At 64.5% G+C, this 18,830-nt stretch carries 21 protein-coding genes; 10 read left to right on the top strand and 11 right to left on the bottom strand.

The window, feature by feature from the left end:
• Position 1 precedes the first annotated feature (1 nt).
• The 3 genes from AC5ZH6_RS01905 to AC5ZH6_RS01895 all read right to left on the bottom strand — a co-directional run bounded on the left by AC5ZH6_RS01905 (position 2) and on the right by AC5ZH6_RS01895 (position 2,847).
• Positions 2–1,027 (bottom strand): DMT family transporter, encoded by a 1,026-nt coding sequence (locus AC5ZH6_RS01905; RefSeq protein WP_014358464.1) that lies wholly within the window; start codon positions 1,025–1,027, stop codon positions 2–4.
• 99 nt (positions 1,028–1,126) lie between these two features.
• Positions 1,127–2,383 (bottom strand): serine--tRNA ligase, encoded by a 1,257-nt coding sequence (gene serS / locus AC5ZH6_RS01900; RefSeq protein ID WP_014358463.1) that lies wholly within the window; start codon positions 2,381–2,383, stop codon positions 1,127–1,129.
• 65 nt (positions 2,384–2,448) lie between these two features.
• Positions 2,449–2,847, bottom strand: coding sequence for an ankyrin repeat domain-containing protein (locus AC5ZH6_RS01895; protein WP_288338085.1), 399 nt, complete (start codon positions 2,845–2,847; stop codon positions 2,449–2,451).
• Between the two features lie 63 nt (positions 2,848–2,910).
• Here AC5ZH6_RS01895 and AC5ZH6_RS01890 point away from each other — a divergent pair, with 63 nt between their 5' ends.
• On the top strand, positions 2,911–4,245 hold the full coding sequence (locus AC5ZH6_RS01890; RefSeq protein ID WP_288338084.1) for a septum formation family protein: 1,335 nt from the start codon (positions 2,911–2,913) through the stop codon (positions 4,243–4,245).
• Between the two features lie 6 nt (positions 4,246–4,251).
• Positions 4,252–4,602 (top strand): metallopeptidase family protein, encoded by a 351-nt coding sequence (locus AC5ZH6_RS01885; protein WP_006369204.1) that lies wholly within the window; start codon positions 4,252–4,254, stop codon positions 4,600–4,602.
• 24 nt (positions 4,603–4,626) lie between these two features.
• Here the strand turns inward: AC5ZH6_RS01885 and AC5ZH6_RS01880 are convergent, their stop codons facing one another.
• On the bottom strand, positions 4,627–5,328 hold the full coding sequence (locus AC5ZH6_RS01880) for a histidine phosphatase family protein (RefSeq protein ID WP_006369203.1): 702 nt from the start codon (positions 5,326–5,328) through the stop codon (positions 4,627–4,629).
• Complete coding sequence (gene pheA / locus AC5ZH6_RS01875; RefSeq protein WP_006369202.1) at positions 5,328–6,296, bottom strand: prephenate dehydratase; 969 nt, start codon at positions 6,294–6,296, stop codon at positions 5,328–5,330. The genes AC5ZH6_RS01880 and pheA overlap by 1 nt, the downstream gene beginning before the upstream one ends.
• A gap of 153 nt (positions 6,297–6,449) precedes the next feature.
• Between pheA and AC5ZH6_RS01870 the strand changes: the two genes are divergently transcribed.
• The 3 genes from AC5ZH6_RS01870 (at position 6,450) to AC5ZH6_RS01860 (ending at position 8,962) form a co-directional block, all read left to right on the top strand.
• Positions 6,450–7,223, top strand: a complete 774-nt coding sequence (locus AC5ZH6_RS01870; protein ID WP_006369201.1) for a DUF2470 domain-containing protein — start codon at positions 6,450–6,452, stop codon at positions 7,221–7,223.
• A gap of 224 nt (positions 7,224–7,447) precedes the next feature.
• Positions 7,448–8,152 (top strand): hypothetical protein, encoded by a 705-nt coding sequence (locus AC5ZH6_RS01865; protein WP_244421126.1) that lies wholly within the window; start codon positions 7,448–7,450, stop codon positions 8,150–8,152.
• A 183-nt stretch (positions 8,153–8,335) separates the two neighbouring features.
• Positions 8,336–8,962 carry a winged helix-turn-helix transcriptional regulator gene (locus tag AC5ZH6_RS01860; protein WP_006369198.1) on the top strand — a complete coding sequence of 209 codons (627 nt, stop codon included), beginning with the start codon at positions 8,336–8,338 and terminating at the stop codon, positions 8,960–8,962.
• A gap of 21 nt (positions 8,963–8,983) precedes the next feature.
• On the opposite strand, the gene AC5ZH6_RS01855 is transcribed toward AC5ZH6_RS01860, so the two are convergent.
• The 5 genes from AC5ZH6_RS01855 to AC5ZH6_RS01835 all read right to left on the bottom strand — a co-directional run bounded on the left by AC5ZH6_RS01855 (position 8,984) and on the right by AC5ZH6_RS01835 (position 14,126).
• Positions 8,984–9,391, bottom strand: a complete 408-nt coding sequence (locus AC5ZH6_RS01855) for a hypothetical protein (RefSeq protein ID WP_496168285.1) — start codon at positions 9,389–9,391, stop codon at positions 8,984–8,986.
• Positions 9,392–10,547: 1,156 nt separating this feature from the next.
• Positions 10,548–11,117: a hypothetical protein gene (locus tag AC5ZH6_RS01850; RefSeq protein ID WP_244421125.1), complete on the bottom strand. Its 570-nt coding sequence runs from the start codon at positions 11,115–11,117 to the stop codon at positions 10,548–10,550.
• Positions 11,108–12,622 (bottom strand): hypothetical protein, encoded by a 1,515-nt coding sequence (locus AC5ZH6_RS01845; protein WP_168436250.1) that lies wholly within the window; start codon positions 12,620–12,622, stop codon positions 11,108–11,110. Before AC5ZH6_RS01845 ends, AC5ZH6_RS01850 begins: the two co-directional genes overlap by 10 nt.
• A 186-nt stretch (positions 12,623–12,808) precedes the next feature.
• Complete coding sequence (locus AC5ZH6_RS01840) at positions 12,809–13,159, bottom strand: cupin domain-containing protein (RefSeq protein ID WP_006369190.1); 351 nt, start codon at positions 13,157–13,159, stop codon at positions 12,809–12,811.
• Between the two features lie 133 nt (positions 13,160–13,292).
• Positions 13,293–14,126, bottom strand: coding sequence for an NAD(P)H-dependent oxidoreductase (locus tag AC5ZH6_RS01835; protein WP_238534825.1), 834 nt, complete (start codon positions 14,124–14,126; stop codon positions 13,293–13,295).
• A 31-nt stretch (positions 14,127–14,157) separates the two neighbouring features.
• Here AC5ZH6_RS01835 and AC5ZH6_RS01830 point away from each other — a divergent pair, with 31 nt between their 5' ends.
• Positions 14,158–14,547, top strand: a complete 390-nt coding sequence (locus AC5ZH6_RS01830) for a winged helix-turn-helix transcriptional regulator (protein WP_006369188.1) — start codon at positions 14,158–14,160, stop codon at positions 14,545–14,547.
• 612 nt (positions 14,548–15,159) lie between these two features.
• On the opposite strand, the gene AC5ZH6_RS01825 is transcribed toward AC5ZH6_RS01830, so the two are convergent.
• Positions 15,160–15,444, bottom strand: coding sequence for a hypothetical protein (locus AC5ZH6_RS01825; protein WP_006369187.1), 285 nt, complete (start codon positions 15,442–15,444; stop codon positions 15,160–15,162).
• Positions 15,445–16,071: 627 nt separating this feature from the next.
• Here AC5ZH6_RS01825 and AC5ZH6_RS01820 point away from each other — a divergent pair.
• The 4 genes from AC5ZH6_RS01820 to AC5ZH6_RS01805 all read left to right on the top strand — a co-directional run bounded on the left by AC5ZH6_RS01820 (position 16,072) and on the right by AC5ZH6_RS01805 (position 18,649).
• The gene (locus AC5ZH6_RS01820; protein ID WP_006369185.1) at positions 16,072–16,527 is read left to right on the top strand and encodes a hypothetical protein; all 456 of its coding nucleotides are present in this window, start codon (positions 16,072–16,074) and stop codon (positions 16,525–16,527) included.
• Positions 16,528–16,875: 348 nt separating this feature from the next.
• On the top strand, positions 16,876–17,547 hold the full coding sequence (locus AC5ZH6_RS01815; RefSeq protein ID WP_006369184.1) for a DUF6461 domain-containing protein: 672 nt from the start codon (positions 16,876–16,878) through the stop codon (positions 17,545–17,547).
• 30 nt (positions 17,548–17,577) lie between these two features.
• Positions 17,578–18,108 carry a hypothetical protein gene (locus AC5ZH6_RS01810; protein ID WP_035727498.1) on the top strand — a complete coding sequence of 177 codons (531 nt, stop codon included), beginning with the start codon at positions 17,578–17,580 and terminating at the stop codon, positions 18,106–18,108.
• Between the two features lie 151 nt (positions 18,109–18,259).
• A complete protein-coding gene (locus AC5ZH6_RS01805) occupies positions 18,260–18,649 on the top strand; it encodes a DUF6924 domain-containing protein (protein WP_006369182.1) in 390 nt (129 codons plus the stop codon).
• Positions 18,650–18,830 lie beyond the last annotated feature (181 nt).

The raw sequence follows: 18,830 nt of genomic DNA, 5'->3' as shown, positions 1-18,830 counted from the left end.
CTCAGTCCTTGCCGGTGCCGTGGTCGGAGCCCGATTCCAATGCCGTACGCGGCGTCGCGGATTCGAGCGGACGCGGGCGATGCTCGTGGTGGTAGGCCGCCGCCTCCGCGTGCTCGACGGCCTGCACCGCGCTCGACGACGACACGATGACACCGCCGATGACCGCGGCGATGAACGCGATGGTGGTGGGGATCTCCCAGCCATTGGTGATGGTGTCGCCGAGCAGCAGGATGCCGATCGCACCCGGGATCACCGTCTCGCCGACGACGAGCGCGGCGGCGGCACCGTTGACCGATCCGGTTTGCAGCGCAACGGTGAACAGATAGAAGCCGAGGATGCCACTGAAGGCGAGTCCGTAGAGCGCCGGGTCGGTGAGCAGATGCGACGCAGAGAACGGCGAGAGGCCGTGTAGGACACGCGAAGCCACCGCCATGACGCCGAACATCGCACCGGCGACGAGCCCGGTGGCCGAGGCGATGTGCTTGTGCAGCACACGCATCAGTACCAGTCCGAGGCCGAACAGCAGGAACGTCGCGACCAGCGTCGCCCAGTGCATCCATTGCTCGTTGCGCGTTCCCTCCGGTCCGGCGCCGACGGCGAGCAGGACGAGCGCGGCGATGACGACCGTGCCCGCGATCCAGTCGCGCGTCCGCAACGACACGTGCAGGATCACCATGGCGAGCACCGCGGTGACCACCAGCCGCGCGGCGATGATCGACTGCGAGAGGAACAACGGAATGAGGCGCGCGGAGAGAATCGTTGCGCCGAAACCGATCACGTCGAAGAAAAGGCCCAGCAGAAACGGCCACTTGATCATGGTGCGGGCCGTGGATCGCAGACTCGGGTGCGCCCGCTTGGCGGCCTTGGTCGTCGTCGCGGTCGCCGTGCCACCGGCATTCGCCGGGGCGGCGGCGCGCTGTTCGGCGGCCTCTCGTCGTGCGGTCCATTCGGCGGCCATCGACTGCAGGACCGCGGCCAACGCGAACGCCACCGAGCCGATGACCGCGGCGATGACACCGGGCATCATCGCGCACTCACCGCCATCTCTCGCCCTGCCGTTTCCACGCGACTGTCATCTCTGCGCGACCGTCATGTCATGCCCATCTGTGCGCTGCCGATCCCGCCATCATGCCGGGGCCAGCACCTCCGTGCCGACAAACCGGGCCAACTCCTCGGGCAGACGTACCGAGCCGTCGGGCTGTTGATGGTTCTCCAGGATTGCGACGAGCCAGCGGGTGGTCGCCAGCGTGCCGTTGAGGGTCGCGGCGGTCTGCGGTTTGCCGGATTCATCGCGGTAACGGATCGAGAGCCGACGGGCCTGGAACGTCGTGCAGTTCGACGTCGAGGTCAGCTCGCGGTAGGTGTTCTGTGTCGGAACCCATGCCTCACAGTCGAACTTGCGGGCTGCCGAGGATCCCAGGTCACCACCGGCGACGTCGATGACGCGGTAGGGCACGTCGATCGCGGCGAGCATCTCCTTCTCCCACGCCAGCAGTTTCTGGTGTTCGGCCTCGGCGTCCTCGGGTTTGCAGTAGATGAAGCCCTCGACCTTGTCGAACTGGTGCACGCGGATGATGCCCCGGGTGTCCTTGCCGTAGGAGCCGGCTTCGCGGCGGAAGCACGTCGACCAGCCGGCGTAGCGCTTGGGCCCGTCGGACAGGTCGAGGATCTCGTTCATGTGATAGCCGGCCAACGGCACCTCCGAGGTGCCGACGAGGTACAGGTCGTCGTCCTTGTCGAGGTGATAGACCTCGTCGGCGTGGGCGCCGAGGAATCCGGTGCCACCCATGACCTCCGGGCGCACCAGCACCGGCGGGACCATCAACGTGAAGCCGTTGGCGGTGGCCTTCTGTGCGGCCATGGTGAGCAGACCGAGCTGCAGCAGTGCGCCCTGACCGGTGAGGAAGTAGAACCGCGACCCCGACACCTTCGCGCCGCGCTCCATGTCGATCAGACCGAGCGACTCGCCGAGTTCGAGGTGGTCCTTCGGGTTCTCGATGGTCGGCGGCTCACCGACGTGCTCGAGCACCACGTAGTCGTCCTCGCCGCCGGCCGGGGCGCCCTCGACGATGTTGGAGATCGCGATGTGTGCCGCCTGCGACCGTTCGTCGGCCTCGTTCTGACGCGCGACTGCGGCCTTGACCTGCTCGGCGAGTTCCTTGCCCTTGGCCAGCAGCGCGGTCTTCTCCTCGCCCGAAGCCTTGCCGACCTGCTTGCCCAACGCCTTCTGTTCCGAACGCAGGGAGTCGGCCTCGACGATCGCCGCACGTCGCGTGGCGTCGGCGTCGAGGAGTTGGTCCACCAGACCCGCGTCTTCGCCACGAGCCTGCTGCGAGGCGCGGACACGGTCGGGATCTTCGCGCACAATCTTGAGGTCGATCACGATGTCAAACCCTACTTGAGCAGGCCGGGCCCGCCCGGATCAGGAGTGCCGCGCTCAGCGCCGGCTCAGCGGTTCCACAGGGCGAGATAATCGTCGCGCCCGAACATGACGGCCGTGTCGTGGGCGGTGGGTGTGCCGGCGTGCGGGTCGGCACCCGCCTCGAGCAAACTCGCGACGACGTCGTCGTACCCCTTGAACACCGCGCCGGCCAGCGGGCTCTGACCGCGATCGTTGGCGAGGTTCACGTCGGCGCCGTGGGCGGTGATCGCGGCGACGGTGTCGGCGTGGCCGTGGTAGGCCGCGAGCATCAACAGCGAATCACCGGACTGATTGCGCAGGTCGACGGGCACTCCGGCGTCCAGATAGGCCGCGAGATCGGCGGTCACACCACGGCGGGCCAGGTCGAACAGTCGGGTCGCCAAGGCGACGACCTCCGGATCGATCTCGTCGGGTTCGGGGCTCACCCGGCCGAGTGTAGGGCGTGGGGCCCTCGGTGATCGCCGGGTCACCAGGCATCATGGAGGACGATGAGTGACGAAGCCCACCGCGACGAGGCGGACGAGGACCAGGCGAACGAGACCGTCGACCTGGGCAAGTCCGGCGATCGGGCGGCGAACGAGCAGACCACCCAGTTCGCGCCGATCGCCGACGACCCCGCGACCCGACCACAGGCGTGGTCGGCGGCCGGGGCGAGCGAGGACTCGGACGCCACCGATTTCGGGGACACCGCTGGTTTCGGGGACACCACCGGGGTCGAGCCCGCCGATGAGGACTCCGATCCGCCCCCCGCCGATTCCCGCGGGTGGCTGCAGCGCAATGCGGTGCGGGTCGGGCTCGCCGCGATCGTCGTCGGTGCCCTCGTTGCCGCCGGGGTGGCGTTCGCGATGGGCACGTTCAACGATCGCGGCAGCGTGGGTGGCACCGACATCGGGCAGAGTGAACGCCTCGCGGAGAACGCCTTCACCCAATCGGTCGCCGGGGACTGCCTGACCTGGCCGGAGAACCGGCCGGGCGATCCGGCGAAGGTCGACTGCGCCACCGAGCATCGGTTCGAGGTGGCCGGCGCCCTGAACACCGCGCTGCTGCCGGGGTCGGAGTTCGGCGACTCCGCGCCGTGGCCCGGGCCCGAGCGATTCGGTCAGATCCGCGACGAGCAGTGCCCGGTGATCGTCAACCGCTACCTCAACGGTCGACTCGACCCCGATGGCCGGTTCTCGGTGGGACTGATGTATCCGTCGGATCAGCAGTGGGCCAAGGGCGCTCGCGAGTTGCGCTGCGGTCTGCAGATCACCGGCGCCGACGGCACGCCCCAATTGTTCTCCGGCAAGGTCGGCGAGCAGGACCAGTCCTTCCAGTGGCCGGCCGGCACCTGCATCGGCATCGATGCCGCGACACGTCGCGTGGCGTCGCCGCCGACGGTCGTCAATTGTTCGGAGCCGCATGCCTTCCAGACCACCGGCATCGTCGATCTCGCACAGCGTTTCGGTGACGCCACCTCGGGCAAGCCGTGGCCGGGCGAGAAGGCGCAGAACGAATATCTGACGACGATCTGCCCCGGTCAGGCCGAGCGATTCGTCGGCGGCAAACAGAAACTCGATGCCACCACCCTCAACACCCAGTGGTCGGTGATCAGCGAACCCCGATGGCTGTCGGGAAGCCGAAAGGTCGTGTGCTTCTTGGGGCTTCCCGACCGCGGCGGCTTCGCAACCCTCGTCGGCGACGCGCGCGGCACCGTCCTGGTCAACGGCAAGGTCCCGCAGCCGCCCGCGCCGGGCCCGTCCGGGCGCGCCACCCCGACGCCGGTCCCGCTGCCGCCGGGGGTCACCCCCAACCCGTTCGAGACCGCGGCTCCGGCCGGGTAGGGACCCATGACCGTACACATGCGCGACGAGGAATTCGAGGAACTCGTCGGCGACGCCCTCGACGCGATCCCATCCGAACTCACCGACGCGATGAGCAACGTGGTCATCCTGATCGAGCCGCGCAACCCCGAATCCCCGAACATCCTGGGACTGTATTCCGGTGTGGCACTGACCAAACGGACCCACGACTACGGCGGGTTCCTGCCCGACACGATCCACATCTACCGGGAGCCGATCCTCGCCATGTGCCACACCCGCGAGCAGGTGGTGCGGGAGGTGGCGATCACCGTGATGCACGAGGTCGGGCACCACTTCGGCATCGACGACGAGTGGCTGCACGCCAACGGGTGGGGCTGAGGGCCGCCCGAAGTTGCCGGCGGTTCAGCCCATCGGGTTGTCGCCCACCGAGTCGCCGGTGACGACGAGCGGCTCGTCGACGGCCTCGCCGAACGGCGCCCGGGTGGCGCCCCACCGATGGCACACCCACAGACCGTCGCGATACTCGAGTTCGACGCTGCCGGTGTTCGGCAGATGCGTTGCGGCGGCGAACTTCCCGTCGATCCCCGCCAACCGTGCGGCGACGAGTCGGATGGCCGCACCGTGGCTGACGACGACCACGTCGGTGGCGTCCGGACCACTCAGGTAGGTGGCGGCGAGTTGATCGATGGCCGGCAGGTAGCGGTCGTAGACCATCTGCAGCGATTCGCCGCCCGGGATGCGGGTGTCGGGGGCGCCGGAGTACCAGGCGTCGAGGACATCCCGGAACACCCCGTGCGCCTCGTCGTCGCTGCGGTCTTCCAGTTCACCGGCCTGCACCTCGTGGATGCCCTCGACGATGCGCGGCTCCACCTCCCACACCGAGCTGATCAGTTCGGCGGTCTGCTGGGCGCGCCGCGCCAGTGAGCTGACCAGGACGGCCGGGCGCTGCGGGTGTTCGGCGATGATGCCGCGGTTCTCCAATCCGTATCGAACACCCTGGCGGACACCGAAATCGGTGAGCGCGGCTCCCGGTAACGCGGTATCGAGGCGACGCATCACATTCGACGTCGTCTCGCCGTGCCGTACCAGGTGCAACCGGGCCATCAGTCCTCTCCTCTGCGTATCCGGGCCAACCACTGCGCGTCGGCGTCGTGGTCGGGCGGCGGGGTGCCGCCACCACTGCCCATCGGCCACGAACCGAGAAACGTTATCCGCTCGGAGCGCCGGTGCAGGGCCTGCAACGCCTCGGCGATGGCGGCGTCGTCGACGTGTCCGACCGCATCGAGGAAGAACCGATACTGCCCGGGCATCGTCACCCCGCGTTCGAGGTCGCGCCGCGGGCGGGACTGGATTCGGGTGAGATCGATTCCTCGCGAAGCGAATTCGTTCATCGCCGACATCAGGCTGCCGGGCTCGTTGGCGAGTTCGAGGATCACCGACGAGCGGTCCGCCCCGGTGCGGGGCAACGGTGCGGACGGCCGCCCGATGAGCAGGAATCGAGTGACGGCGTCGGCGGCATCACACACCCCATCGGCCAGCACCCCCAGCCCCGAGGACTCCGCGGCGAGCCGGGTGGACACCGCCGCATCGGCGCGGCCATCGGCAGCGTCGACCGCGGCCGCCGCGTTGGACGTCGCGGTGACGAATTCGGCTCCCGGGAACAGCTTTTCGACGCTTTCGCGCACCTGCGCCGAGGCCACCGGGTAGGCGGCGATGGTGCGCACATCGGTGGCTGCGGTGCCCGGACGGGCGGCGATGGTGAAGGCGATGTCGAGGTCGCATTCGGCGAAGACCTGCACGCGCGGCACCACGGCGCGGGGGTCGGGCACCAGCGCGTCCATCGTTGCCGGCACCGACCCCTCCAGCGAGCTCTCGATCGGCACGCATGCGAACTCGGCGCGACCGGATCGGACCGCCTCGATGGTGGCGACCGGACTCTTCTCAGGCAGCTTCTCTATGTCGCTCGCGGTGGCACCGGTCAGCGCAGACAGAAGTGACGCGTCGGCGAGGAACTTGTCGAGGGCCATCTCGGTGAAGGTTCCGGGCGGGCCGAAGTACGCGAACTGTGTCACGACAAGAGCCTAATCGAGAACGCTGTCGAGATCGCCTCAGCGCGAGTCTCACCATTGACGACAGACGGATCGAGATTTAGGTTAGGGTTCCCTTCATTTCAATCGGTTCGGCGACGAGCCGCGAGTACCACCGCACGACCAGTGAGGATCGCCATGACACGTGCCATCACCGACCGCCCGTCGGACGCCGAGGTGATCGCGACGGCCTGCCGGCGGGCCGATGCGGCCATGCTCGCCATGGAGGATCCGACGCACACATCGAGCAGCGAGCCGACTCCGGTGGATCTGGTGCATCTGTTCGAGTCGCAGGCGTTCCTCCTCGTCCCCACCGACTGCGAGGCGATCGTCATGGCCGGCGATGCCGCCGACGGAGTGCCGGCGATGGTCGAGATCACTGACTGCGCGCCCATCGACCTGCGCGAACGCGTCCGGTCACTGGTCTGGCTGAACGGCACCGCCCACGCAGTGCCCCGCAACCTCGAGCGTGACCTGGCCGTCGAGATCGCGACCGAGCACCCCAACGGCGGCCTGCTCGACATCGGTCACGGCCGGTCGATGATCCGACTGCAGGTCGATCGCGCCGTCGTCGCCAGCAGTTCTGGTGCCGCGGCCGTCGCGGCCGGCGAACTCGCCGTCGCCGATCCCGACCCGTTCTGGGAGTACGAGGGCGAGTGGATCGCCCACCTCGACGCCGACCACGCCGACGTCGTCGGCCAGCTCGCCCGCAAACTTCCCCGCGACCTGCGCAAGGGCCGCGTGCGTCCGCTCGGGCTCGACCGCTTCGGCATCCGCTTCCGCGTTGAGGGCGCCGACGGCGACGCCGACGTCCGCCTCCCCTTCCCCCGCCCGGTCACCGACGTCGGCGAACTCTCCCGAGCGCTGCGCTCCCTGGCCGGCTGCCCGTTCATGAACAGCCTGCCGGACTGACCGTTCCCGGTGCCGGTGTCGGGCACCAGCCGCGACGCCAACCCAACCCCGCGGTGCCAGCCCATCTCCGCGACGCCAAACCAACCCCGCGGCGCCAGCCCATCTCCGATGGTCGAGGTGCGAGGCGCCCCAGGCGCCGAGCCTCGAGACCCCGGTAAGCCGACAACGAAACACCACCCCCGTTCACCGCTCCCGACCTCCCCGCGTCCTGCATGATGGCTGCCATGTGGCGCCAACTCGTCGGTTTTGCGGTGTTCGCCGGAGCGTTGTCGGTCTTCGTCGCGTCGATCAGCGGACAGGGCTTCCCCGGAATGGGCTGCTCGGTGATGTGGGGGTCGGGGTTGTGCGTGAGCTTCGGCGACTCCGGCATCTGGAGGTCCCTGACCATCACAGCAGCGGTCGGCGCATTCCTCGGCTTCATCCTCGGAGCGGTGCTGTGGTGGGCAGGCGTGCGCGTCTCCGGAGCGACCGACAATCGCCTCGGCCGCGTGGTGTGCGCAGGTCTGCTCGGCGTGATCGTCGGGTTGTCGCCGGCGCTTGTCATCGTTGGCACTGCCTTCGCCGGACGCGTGGACTACGACGTGACCACGCAGCTGGCCGCCTACGGGATCAGTGCCGTCCTCGCCTACGTCCTCGGCGTCGCCGCCGTCTACCTGGTCCTGCGAATGTCGAAGGATTCCCGCAGGGAGACAACAGCATTGGCGACCGCGGTCGCATTGCCTCTCGGTGCGGCCGCCGCCACCGGCTCCGGTGTCGCTGTCGCCCGCCATCTCGGCTACACCACCGATATGACGACCTGGGTCGCGACCGTTCTCGCCGCCACCGCGGTCGTCGCCGCGACCTTCGCCCTCGCCCGTGGCTGGGCACTACGGTCGGGGCCGACCGGAAGCGCCGCATCCGACCAGGATTCTCCGCAGCCAGCCCTGTGACCGACCCGCTGACCTGTTTTCAGTCATTCCCGAAGTGGCTGCGGCACAAAAGCCCAGGTCAGATCTCGCGTCTACTTTCGAAATGACTGAAAACAGGCGATCGACGGGATGGAGCGGTGGCTACGACGTTCGATCCAGCGAAATCACTTGACTAACTATTCTTCACTTGCGAATATCAAGCGCATGCGTAGCTACGGCCAGTACTGCGGGCTCGCTCGATCGCTCGAAGTGGTCGGCGACCGATGGAACCTGCTGATCGTGCGCGAACTTCTGATGTCCCCGGCTCGCTATCGCGACCTTCTCGACCGGCTTCCCGGCATTGCGACCAACCTGCTCGCCGGTCGACTCCGCGATCTCGAGACCGCCGGCGTTCTCGAACGCCGTCTGACGGGCACGGGCAGCACCGTCGAGTACGCGTTGACGCCGTGGGGCGCGCAGCTACGCGAACCCATCGAGGGCTTCATCCGCTGGTCTACTCCGTTGATGATCCGCGGCCCGGAGGGCGACGAGTTCCGGCTCGAATGGCTGGCCCTCGCCGTTCCAGCGTTGCTCGACAGGCGCGTGACCGACCGCTCGGCCCCGACGATCGGGCTTGACGTGGGTGACGAACCGCTGCAATTGCGAACGACGCGTTACGGATTCGAGGTCTTGCCGCACGACGGTCGCGACCTCGTCGCCACGGTGCGCGCCGAGCCTGCTTACGTCCTCGGGCTGGCCGCAGGCGCCTTCACTCTCGACGACGCACTGGCGCTGTCGCTGATCGAGATCGACGGCGACGAGTCGGCGGTGCGCGCCGCGTTTGCTGCGTGAGATGCGATTTCGACTCATTGCTCAGCTCGGTGCCGGAAGCCAACGGTCACCGTCCCAGCTCCACTCCACGGGATCGCCGTCAACAGCAATGGCAGCGAGATCAAGCCACCGCGTGGCATCGGGGTTCCACCCTGCGAGCACGGTGGCGCAGTCGTTGTCGCCCAAAGGAATTGCGATCCCGGGGGTCGAAAGGTATCCGTGAACGCTGAAGTGCACAGCGTCATACTCGGTGACAACCTCGGACCAGTCCGGAATGAACCAGCGACCATCGCGTCCAGTGGTGTGGTACCAATCCGTTCGCTTCGAAGCGGTCACCTCGAGCGGATAGGCATCGACCAGGTCGGCCCAGTCCCCGGGTGAGGCGATTTCGCAGACCCGTGGAGATGGGGTCACAGCAACCTTCCACGCGCGGGCTTCGTCTTTCGACAACGAATCCTCGTCCAGGGCGAGGAGAGTGGCCCCGAGCTCGGGGAGGGCCCGGGTTGTTTCCACCGTTTTGCTGGGCCATCCCGGGATCGACCACCATTGACCAGAAGTTCCGGAACTGGCATGACTGGGCCGCCGAGCACGATGACGTGCTTCCGTCGCCGTGACGTGACGGCGCCACTCGTCGAGTTCGGCGGTGGCATCGAGCTGTGGGCGTGTCCATTGCGGCCAGGACTCGGAGGACGACTTGAAGTGGGCCAATCGCTGCCCGTCGAGGTCTATCGGTTCCGCCCACCACGCGGCGGGGGGGTGCAGTCATTACGGTGTCGGCAATCGGTCGGAGCGCAGCAACGACCTCCGGATCGGCGAGTAGCACGTCCTCGTCATCGGGCGGCTGCCAGTAGCGGGCGAAGTCCACCGCCATTCCCAACGCCCAGAGGAGGTCCAATTCGGAGAACGCCGATACTCGCGGGATGTCCATGGCCGCGATCTCCGCACAGGCCTCGGTCGGAGTATCAGCTCGCCTCCGCTCGGCCTGCAGAACATCGCCATCGCTGTTGCAGAGGTACACGACGTTGGCACAGAAACGCCTGCCGCGCGGCGAGGCCAGGATATCCACAGGGCTCATTCTGGCGACTCTTTCGGCGCATCAGGCCCTTTCGTCCGCCGACGTAGGGGCGTGGGGTTCGCGATGGGCTCGCGCCACTCCGCTGTAACAGAGTCGAGAGCGGCAGAGTCTGGATCTCCTCCCAAGTACCGGGTACCGGCGCGGGCGATGAGTGCGTACCAGCCATCTGGCTCGGAATAACGTCCGGCCAATAGATGCACGTGACCGACGCGTAAGAGCCTGTCCTTGTCGAACACGTGGAGGCTCCCGTCGGGTGAGCGGCCACCCATCTGGCTCACGACCATTCGGCCCGTCCGATCACCTTTGAGACATCTGATGACCTCGACGCTGAACTGTGTCCGAGGAATCGACCGGCGCCCCAACTGCTGTGGTACCGCATCGATCTGGGCGAGCACGCGACCGATGACGATCATCTCTGCTGCGCCGGCGACGGCACGCTTGTCGCCGCGGTCGTATCGCCAGGTCGTCATTAGCCTCCTCGGTGTCACCGTTCGTTGCCTGGTCGGCTCACTTCACTCGAGACGATCGTGCTCACTCATCCACCTCCAGATCGACAACGAGTACCTCCTGACTGGCTGCTCCTGCGGCGAGAACCTCGGGGGCGACATCGAGTTCAGTGAAAGTCTCTGTTCCCGCTATCGGCTGGATGGTTTGGCAGTATCCGCGAAATCCCGCCATAGCCAGATTCTCCGAAGTTCGCCAATCCATGACGACCGACACGAGCTGCATGCGAATCACCGTCCCGGAAGTCACGGCAGCCATCACAGTGTCCGACGGCGCGGAGGTGCCAAGGGCTTTCACTGCCCCGGTCAGAACCAGTGGGTCCGGAAAGACGTCATACCCACGGCAATCAATCCGCGCCCCGCCGCGTACGGCGATCCCGCTGACCGTCGCGCGTTTCAGTCCGAACATCCGGATCGGCGGCGCCGCCGGCGTTGGGTAGAGAGTCGTCACCACCCGCCATCCCGGCCGAAGACCCGACCACCAATTGGCGAATTCGCTGTTCCAGAACAGGCGCCAGTGAATGCGTTGGCCCAAGCGAGGCTGTCCCAGTTTCCGATACGCGCGGTAATCGACGTACACCGGCAGGATCATTGCCATCCGTTGTCGCCATCGGCGCCCGGTCGTGCGGGAAGTACTGAGTCACGGACTATTTCAGCGACGTCGACGACCTGCTGCGCCTGTGCGGGCGAGTCGGGCAGGCGGATCAATCGTCGGTTCTCGCAGAGCCAGAATCCCTGATTGCTACGGGCGACCTGTATAGGGATTCGGTCGACGTACCAACGATGAAGAGTCACCAGGGTGCGCGGATCGATGACGGTCACCACCACCCGTCGCTCCTGAGGACCACCAGACAGCGCATGACTGCGCACATAGTCCCGCGAGGCGTCACCATCGAATCCGCTGACCACCGCCGAGATCCAGGCTTCGTCGCCGACGCATCCGCCGTACAGCGGTTCATCGGCGAGTTCTTCGGCGGGTGCGAGGCTGAGATCGTTGTTCACGGTGGCCACCAGTCGACCGAGGAAGAGACGTAACGGTCTGCCCGCCAGAAACATTGGCGCGTAACTCGTTGGCGACGGTAATCTCGGCCCCTCTGTCACCATGCCCGTCGTCGAGACGCGGAAGAGCTGAGTTGCTGCGGATGTCTTATCCCACATATGTAGTGCGACGATCCATCCCGGGGACACTGCATCATCGATCCCGATCGAAGTGACGGCGTCGCTCGCAACAGCTAGATCAACCGTGATCGGCGCTGAATCCACGTGATGGATCGTCCACACGTCATCGTCTGTCTGGATGAGCACCACGTCACCATGAGCGGCGATGTGTACGACACGACGGCTGTCAATCAACTGCCCCGCACCGGCTATCGGTATCCAGAACAGACCCGATTCGCCAAAGAACCAACACCCGAACGATGCCGCCGCGACCGAGTGGAAGGCTTCCGAAGGTGCAGGCAACAGATACTCCGTTGCCTGTGCGCGTGCCGGCTCGTAGCGTACGACGACCGGTAACTCGGCATCGACAACCCACACCGAATCCCCGACGGCCGACAGCGAACTCGGGACGATGCGGGGCCGTAGCTGCGCAGGCGGAACGTCATCGAGGTCCAGTTCGATCAGACCGGCGGTGTCCCAAATGCAGAGCCCGTCGGAATTCGGGGTGGGATCGTTGTCGAAGCCTTGTGGCATGACATCGACATCACGATAGGACCACGGCACCTCGGTCGCCGTTTCCCAGCCACCGTCAGCAGTCTGCCGATACGCCACGGTGATCAGTTGAACTCGGGTGATCCGTCCGCGCACGCGTCCGGTGTCCAGATGCAGACCTGAGGAGAACTGGCCGCTGACCTCGACGTAGCCGGTTCTCGGCCGCTCGCCGTGCCACGTCGCCGACCAACCGTCACCGCGCAGCACACCGGTCCACCACCACCGGCCCTCAGATGCTGTCGAGTCGGCGACGTGAGACGGCCCGCGCGCGTCCAGATCGAGCACACCGCGCACTGTCACGACATCGCGTTTCGGAGCATCCGACGGTGACGATCGAATCTCGCTGAAGCACAACGGGAACTCGGTGACCGCGCCGACCCGCGGAGGGGGCATCGCCTTGTCCATGACGGACATTTCAGCAACGTGCACCAGGAGAGTTCGGTGGCGCCTCATGAGCCTTTCTGCAGAATCGACATGGAACGCAGGCTAGCACGAACCCCCTAGCACGAACCCTAGGTCGGGCACACCCTTCGAATCCCGATCCAGATCGCCGCACTCATGCACACTCTGCGAATCTCATCAGGTCCGTACCCCGGCACATACCGCGATGAAGATCATCCCTTCATTGCCGGCACGCATGAAACGCCGCGATTCAACTGACACGGACACATACTGACCCGGCTGCACCGGGACCTCTTTCCCGTCAACCACCGCCCAGCCGCTACCGCGGATAACGGCGTACATGTCCTCGTTGCCGTCATCAAGATGATCGTGTTGAACGGTTTCGACGCCTGCAGGCAGCTCTACCTGATATACCTCAAAGAGGGACAGACCCAGCGCGTCACTGATGCGCTTGTCGTAGGGGCTTCCGGCCGGGTGCGGCCCGTGCCCTGCCGATACCTCGGCAGCTCGGACGACTTTGTAGACCATTGTTTCCCTCTTCGCTATAGGTGGTCATTGGGATCGAATCACGGATCGGTACCGATAGATCGGACTGCTGCTGTAATCGCGGGTCGGCCGGTGGCGACCGTTCGAACCGGCGGCCGACTCTCTTTCGGCGACACTACCCGCGGTGGATGTCGAGCCCACTCTCGCCTGGCCGTATGTGTTCTTTCAGCTCCCACAGGTCAGTGTACTGGCCGGTGAACTGTGGGCGATATTGGATGGGGTCGTCGGTGAAGAGATTGTCGAGCCTGTTCCACAGGGATTGTTGGACGGGAACGATATCTTTCACAAAATCAGAACTCGCCAGTGCCCACGGTGTCAGGACGCTCATGCCGGTGTAAGCGAGGGTTCCGTGGAGAAGGCCGAAGAGCATCTGAGTCAGCTCGCCGGATTTTCCCCGTGGCCCAATAGCGGACTCGCGGTCGCCGAGGGTCGTGACGACAAAGGCTCGCTTACCGACGAAGGGACCTTGTTCGAAACGCATCTTGCGCCCTGTTTCCGGGTTGATACCGAATGCAAAGCCGCTGATGAAAACGCGATCGAACCAGCCTTTGAGAATTGCGGGCACGCCATACCACCACAACGGAAACTGGATGATCAACGCATCCGCGTCGCACACCTTCTGCTGCTCGACTTGCACTTCGATGGGCTGCGTATCAGACAGAAACGCTCGGCGCGTGTCGCGGCTCACCCGAAACTGGTCAGTCGGCACCTGCTCGGCACGTCCACCATCTCTTGCACGCACCACGGGGTCCCAGCCCATCGAGTAAAGGTCTGATTCGATGACGTGGTTCCCCAATTGGTGCAATCGCTCGACCCCGCTCCTACGCAAAGCCGCGTTGAGTGAGCCGGAGCTCGGGTGAGCACTGAGCCAAAGCACCGTTCGTCTGCTATTGCCATCGTCCATCACTTCATCGTCGGCGCCGAGGGCAGTATCGTCTAGTACGGACATTTCTGTCGCCTGCCGTGAAAGGGACACTTGGATGCGGTTGCCTGTACAGCGAGCAGTCAGGGTTTGCCCGGTCGAGGTAGCGGTCTCGGTCCTTGGTGGCACCTGGAAACTGACCTTCATCAAGCACCTCCAGAATCGGCCTCATCGCTTCAACGAGCTTGGTCGCCAGGTGCCGTTGGCGAACACCAAGACGTTGACCCGCCAGCTCCGCGAACTCGAAGAGGACGGCATCGTACTCCGAACCGTGTACGCGGAGGTTCCGCCGAAGGTTGAATACTCTCTGACACCGCTTGGCGAGCGTCTAGAGGACATCGTCACCGCGATGGAGCACTGGGGAGCAGAATTCAGCCGCGAGATGCGGCTCGATGCCGAGTCGGTGACTGATCTCGAAGAGCGGTCTTCACCATCAATTGGGCCATAAAGGGTGATATTCGAGTCCGAAGTAGAACCATGAGATCGGTGTACTGGTCACCACGGATGCAACAAGAAACCAGCGGCCTGCGCGGCGTGTTCCCGGCCACAGGATCAGGGCTACACCTACAAGATTCACTGCCAGCCAACTAGAGGTCCAGGGCAGCCAATAGGTGACGGCCAGGCCCTTCTCGCCCAGGCTCGAGTTGACGTCCGGAAGGTTCAACCAATGGCGCACAAACAACGCCAACGGAAAGGGAACCGAGACGCCGACCACTGCCCGACGAGCAGGCCAAGATCGTCCGTCAGACATCCCGTCGTGGTCGACGGGGGTTTCACCTCGGAGGCGACATATCACCATCTTCGCACGCCCGGCCGAGTCAACACGCAGCCACTGCTCAGTACACGAGCGGCTCCGCGACAGAATACGACCGATAGTCGGTCGTATTGCGTAGTGAGCGTCCTCCATCGTCAGAGTGGTCGTTCATAGGATGACTGGTGTAGTCCTGCCAGACGCAATAGGGAACTCCATATCGGATCAGTCGCAACAATTCGGTAGTCGTTCGACGATATCGGCGTCAGGACTTGACTCGACCCGCGAGCGCAGAGCTCTTCTCTCCGACTACCGCACCGCTGGCAGGCCGAACTTGCGGCGGTTGCGGACCCAGAAGGCTATCGCTCCAATGAACGGCAACCCAACAATGACGAGAGCCCATACAACTCCGACCGCCGTGCCTGTTGGCTCAGCAACTACGGACCACAGAGCGATCGGCAGCATCACCATCCAGACAGCTATCAGCCCCATGCCAACGACCACCAACAGGACATCCGCGGTTCCGATTCCAGACATTCTGTTCTCGCAGTTGACGATATCCGCACAGTCAGCCAGATTGATGGTGCTGTTCATAGCGTTCGAGAGTACCGGCCATCGTCGGGCATCGACCCCAGGACCTGAGCGCCGGCCTCGGCTCCCGGAAGGCTCGATCAAAAGGAGCCCTGCCCGCAGGAGCTGATAGAGAATCGAACGTGCCGCGAATCGCGCCCCCATCCGTCTGTTTAACTGAGATTATGGCTATAAGTGCCTATCACGTCAGCTCGTCCCTCAATCGGGAGTCAATCAGGGAGCGTGGCTTAGACTGGCGCCGTATGGGTGCGGCGCCGGGGATCGCAGGCAGTAGAGAACCTGAGGCGGAAGGCTGCTTTCTTGCGCTCGGAGAATATGAGTGCCGATTGTTCGTCCACATGAATAACACAGGCGGACCCGTGGATGTGTGGCGCGTAGAAGACGTCGATCCTGAGGACCTGATTACGTCGAGACAGGGGTACTCCCTCTATGAGGGCGTTATCGATCCCGATCGAATTACCCTTATCCAAGCCCGCATTTGCTCAGGAGAAGAATTTATCCCTGATTGCACCTAGAACAGGCCCGAATAGATTGAGAACAGGATGCGAGGGAGTAGGACCTAATCACCCGTTCCGGAGCGTTGCATAAGCCGCTGTCGCACCGAACGTCGACGCCCGAAGGAGCGATGCGTTGAGCTATCTCGATGCCCACGAGCAAGTACTCACCGCGGCATGGACACCTGCGCGCGGTGTGGAGATCACCGACTCGGACCTTCCTGATGTGTGGACTCAGTCGCTGAATCGATTGGGACACGACCTGCACGTACGCCAGTACAACGGAGAAATCCAGAGAATAGACTGGGTCGCGAAGTACGACGGCATTGACGGATGGGTGTTTCTTCTCAGCGATGTCTCGGTGGCGGGCCGTGGCCGGCAAGGTCTCGGGATGTCCGGCTCCGGCGTGAGAATCGACGACGACGTCGAAACCGTTCTGACCACGATTGCCGATCTCGTCCAGGATCAGGTGGCCCGCGCCCACGTGGCATGGCCGTGGAGCGACGACGGCGGATTCCTGGCCCCACACCTCGTCGCTCACGTCGCAACGTGGTGCAAGGGCGATACCCTCGTGCCGATCGGCAGCCTGTAGCCCGCTAGTAGTCGAACGACGGGGGAGGACAGGACTTCACGCCTGCTACACCAGGCGCCTCCTCCGCGGATATGGGCGAGCCGATCGCGTGTCGCCAGCCGGGGGAATCAGTACCGTGTAGTTGCAGAGGATTCGCCGAGGGGACAGATCCCGGGTTGGATGCAATTGCAATTTCGCCGACTGCTCCGACGGCGACTATCGCGGCGAAGTACGGGTGACGGGCACGGCCCACCGGCATCGAACGGCTTCAGGGCGATGCGACTCGAAGACGTCGCAAGGAGCCCGCTACCACAACATCAACGTGCACTCGAGCTTTCGTGTAATACCGGGCTATGAAATAGTGAGAAGGTGGCGACTGACTATCGAGATTACTTGTGGTTCAACGACGATGAGTTCAGAGGTTGGCAGGCGACAGGTCATCTGGTCAGTCTCATTCGACACGCCACCGCTGGCGGCATTCTCGATGCACTGAGCGCCTACAGCAGACGAACCCGCGGAATCGGGCTGGCGGGATTCGGCAAACGGGCGATGGAGTTCGAGGAACTGGGCCTGGTGGAGCCGATGACGCGGGACGTTCAAACCGTGGGGGTTGCCGACATCGGTGACGGATGGGTGCTGCTGATCCAGCACAACAGCGAGTTCCTCGGCGTGACAGAGCAACTGTTCAAACCCGTCATCGACAACCACGAGGTCGTCAGCCATTTCAGCAACGTCAACGCCTTCTCGCAGTTCGTGTGGTGGCGCGACGGACAGCAACAAATCTCATTCGAACCGATGTCGCCGATAGGGGATCTCGACCGCATCCGATTGACACCGACTACCGGAGGCGAGACACTGTTTGGCCTGATGGCCGACGTCGGGGGTTTTCCGCTCGAGGAGAGCGACGAACCACGCACCGATTTCTTCCATATCGAGGCGTGTTTCGCGCTTGCCGAGCGACTCACGGGCATCGAAGTCACCAAGCGAATGATGCAGTCCGCGGAGTTCACCGTTGCCCTGGTGCCCACCACCGAGCCCTAAGACCGTGACGCCCATGAACTGCCACCACGAGTGCCGCTGCTGGACGATCGGGCGACATGGAGCGAGGTGCACCAGCTTTATCGTTCGTCCAGGGAGACAACCGTCCATGCCACCATGGTGCTCTCCCCTGGGCAAGGCGACGGTGAGGAACGCCACGAGGTCGAGTTTTGGTACTCACCATTGGAGGGAACACGCCAGGCTGACGGCGAAGGACTACTCTCGGTGCGCAATTCCGATGGCGATCATTGGCACCGAGGTCCGTACGCCCCCAGTACGTGGCCCGATAACTTGATCGCCATTCATCGCCGATGGGATCAGCAGAAACCGTTTCGCCTCATGATCGACCCCAACAGTGCGGCGACGGCCACCGATGTCAATGGTCGCCGCGCCTGGGAGTTCGTCTTCCCTCCCGTGTTCTATGGCGACAGCCCAGTCGCGGTTGCGTTCGACGCCTACTCCGGCATCCCGCTGCGCGCGGAAACCCGAGACCGGACAGAAGAGCTCAGCAATGTGACGCTGGATGAAGAATTCAGCGAGGAGCTATTCGAAATCCCCGTATGACCGCGCGCTACGCTCACCGCCACCCACCGAACAACCCCCAGAACCGAGTATGCCTGACCCAGCGGCGACACTGCACCGTCACAGTCGGAGTGGAGTCACGACCCAAGCAACCTAACAGCGCAGTCCCGCAACTTTTTCGAGAGAGGTTCCTATGCGCAAGCTCGATGTCGAGAACGAAGGTATCCCGGCCGTGGTACGGACAGACTTCACCGCCAACGAGACGTGGCATCAGGTCAAGGACCTCATCACGGAGGGAGCCGAGGACGATCTCGCAGCGCTGGACGACGACCCACCCGAGCTATTCATCTTCGTCGACGATCGCGAGTACAACGGCGCGACGACCGACGAGTTGCGCCACGCGGTACCGGACGGTGTCTATCAAGCCGTCGTTTTCGCTGCCGATGCAACCACCTTCTCAAGTCCTGAGCGAGACATCGTGGCTGTTCATATTCGGACAGGCCAGACACTCAGGCTTCTACCTGAACTTGCATTCGTGATGTGGAACAATCTATTCCAAGGCATCTCGGGTTCGATGAAATGATGGAGTTTTCCACCGACGGCATCTACCGTTGATGATGTCGACACCCCGATTGCCCCAGCCCCGAGCGCCCATCGGTGATGAACGAGTCGCCGCGATCTCAGCTGGACCAACCCACACCGCTAGTCCCGGCCCTCTGACAGCCTGAACTCATGCCCCCGCGACTCTCGCGGCGGCATGAGAG

It is taken from the genome of Gordonia sp. YC-XJ4 (assembly GCF_059511865.1).
The sequence above is the reverse complement of the archived record's forward strand: the minus strand, read 5'-3'. Positions and strand labels throughout refer to the sequence as shown.

Bases quoted from the DNA above. Each gene is read 5' to 3' on its own strand.
- AC5ZH6_RS01905 (WP_014358464.1), bottom strand. From the start codon at position 1,027: ATGATGCCCGGTGTCATCGCCGCGGTCATCGGCTCGGTGGCGTTCGCG.
- AC5ZH6_RS01890 (WP_288338084.1), top strand. From the start codon at position 2,911: ATGAGTGACGAAGCCCACCGCGACGAGGCGGACGAGGACCAGGCGAAC.
- AC5ZH6_RS01885 (WP_006369204.1), top strand. From the start codon at position 4,252: ATGACCGTACACATGCGCGACGAGGAATTCGAGGAACTCGTCGGCGAC.
- AC5ZH6_RS01880 (WP_006369203.1), bottom strand. From the start codon at position 5,328: ATGGCCCGGTTGCACCTGGTACGGCACGGCGAGACGACGTCGAATGTG.
- AC5ZH6_RS01870 (WP_006369201.1), top strand. From the start codon at position 6,450: ATGACACGTGCCATCACCGACCGCCCGTCGGACGCCGAGGTGATCGCG.
- AC5ZH6_RS01865 (WP_244421126.1), top strand. From the start codon at position 7,448: ATGTGGCGCCAACTCGTCGGTTTTGCGGTGTTCGCCGGAGCGTTGTCG.
- AC5ZH6_RS01860 (WP_006369198.1), top strand. From the start codon at position 8,336: ATGCGTAGCTACGGCCAGTACTGCGGGCTCGCTCGATCGCTCGAAGTG.
- AC5ZH6_RS01850 (WP_244421125.1), bottom strand. From the start codon at position 11,117: ATGGCAATGATCCTGCCGGTGTACGTCGATTACCGCGCGTATCGGAAA.
- AC5ZH6_RS01845 (WP_168436250.1), bottom strand. From the start codon at position 12,622: ATGCCCCCTCCGCGGGTCGGCGCGGTCACCGAGTTCCCGTTGTGCTTC.
- AC5ZH6_RS01840 (WP_006369190.1), bottom strand. From the start codon at position 13,159: ATGGTCTACAAAGTCGTCCGAGCTGCCGAGGTATCGGCAGGGCACGGG.
- AC5ZH6_RS01835 (WP_238534825.1), bottom strand. From the start codon at position 14,126: ATGTCCGTACTAGACGATACTGCCCTCGGCGCCGACGATGAAGTGATG.
- AC5ZH6_RS01830 (WP_006369188.1), top strand. From the start codon at position 14,158: ATGCGGTTGCCTGTACAGCGAGCAGTCAGGGTTTGCCCGGTCGAGGTA.
- AC5ZH6_RS01825 (WP_006369187.1), bottom strand. From the start codon at position 15,444: ATGAACAGCACCATCAATCTGGCTGACTGTGCGGATATCGTCAACTGC.
- AC5ZH6_RS01805 (WP_006369182.1), top strand. From the start codon at position 18,260: ATGCGCAAGCTCGATGTCGAGAACGAAGGTATCCCGGCCGTGGTACGG.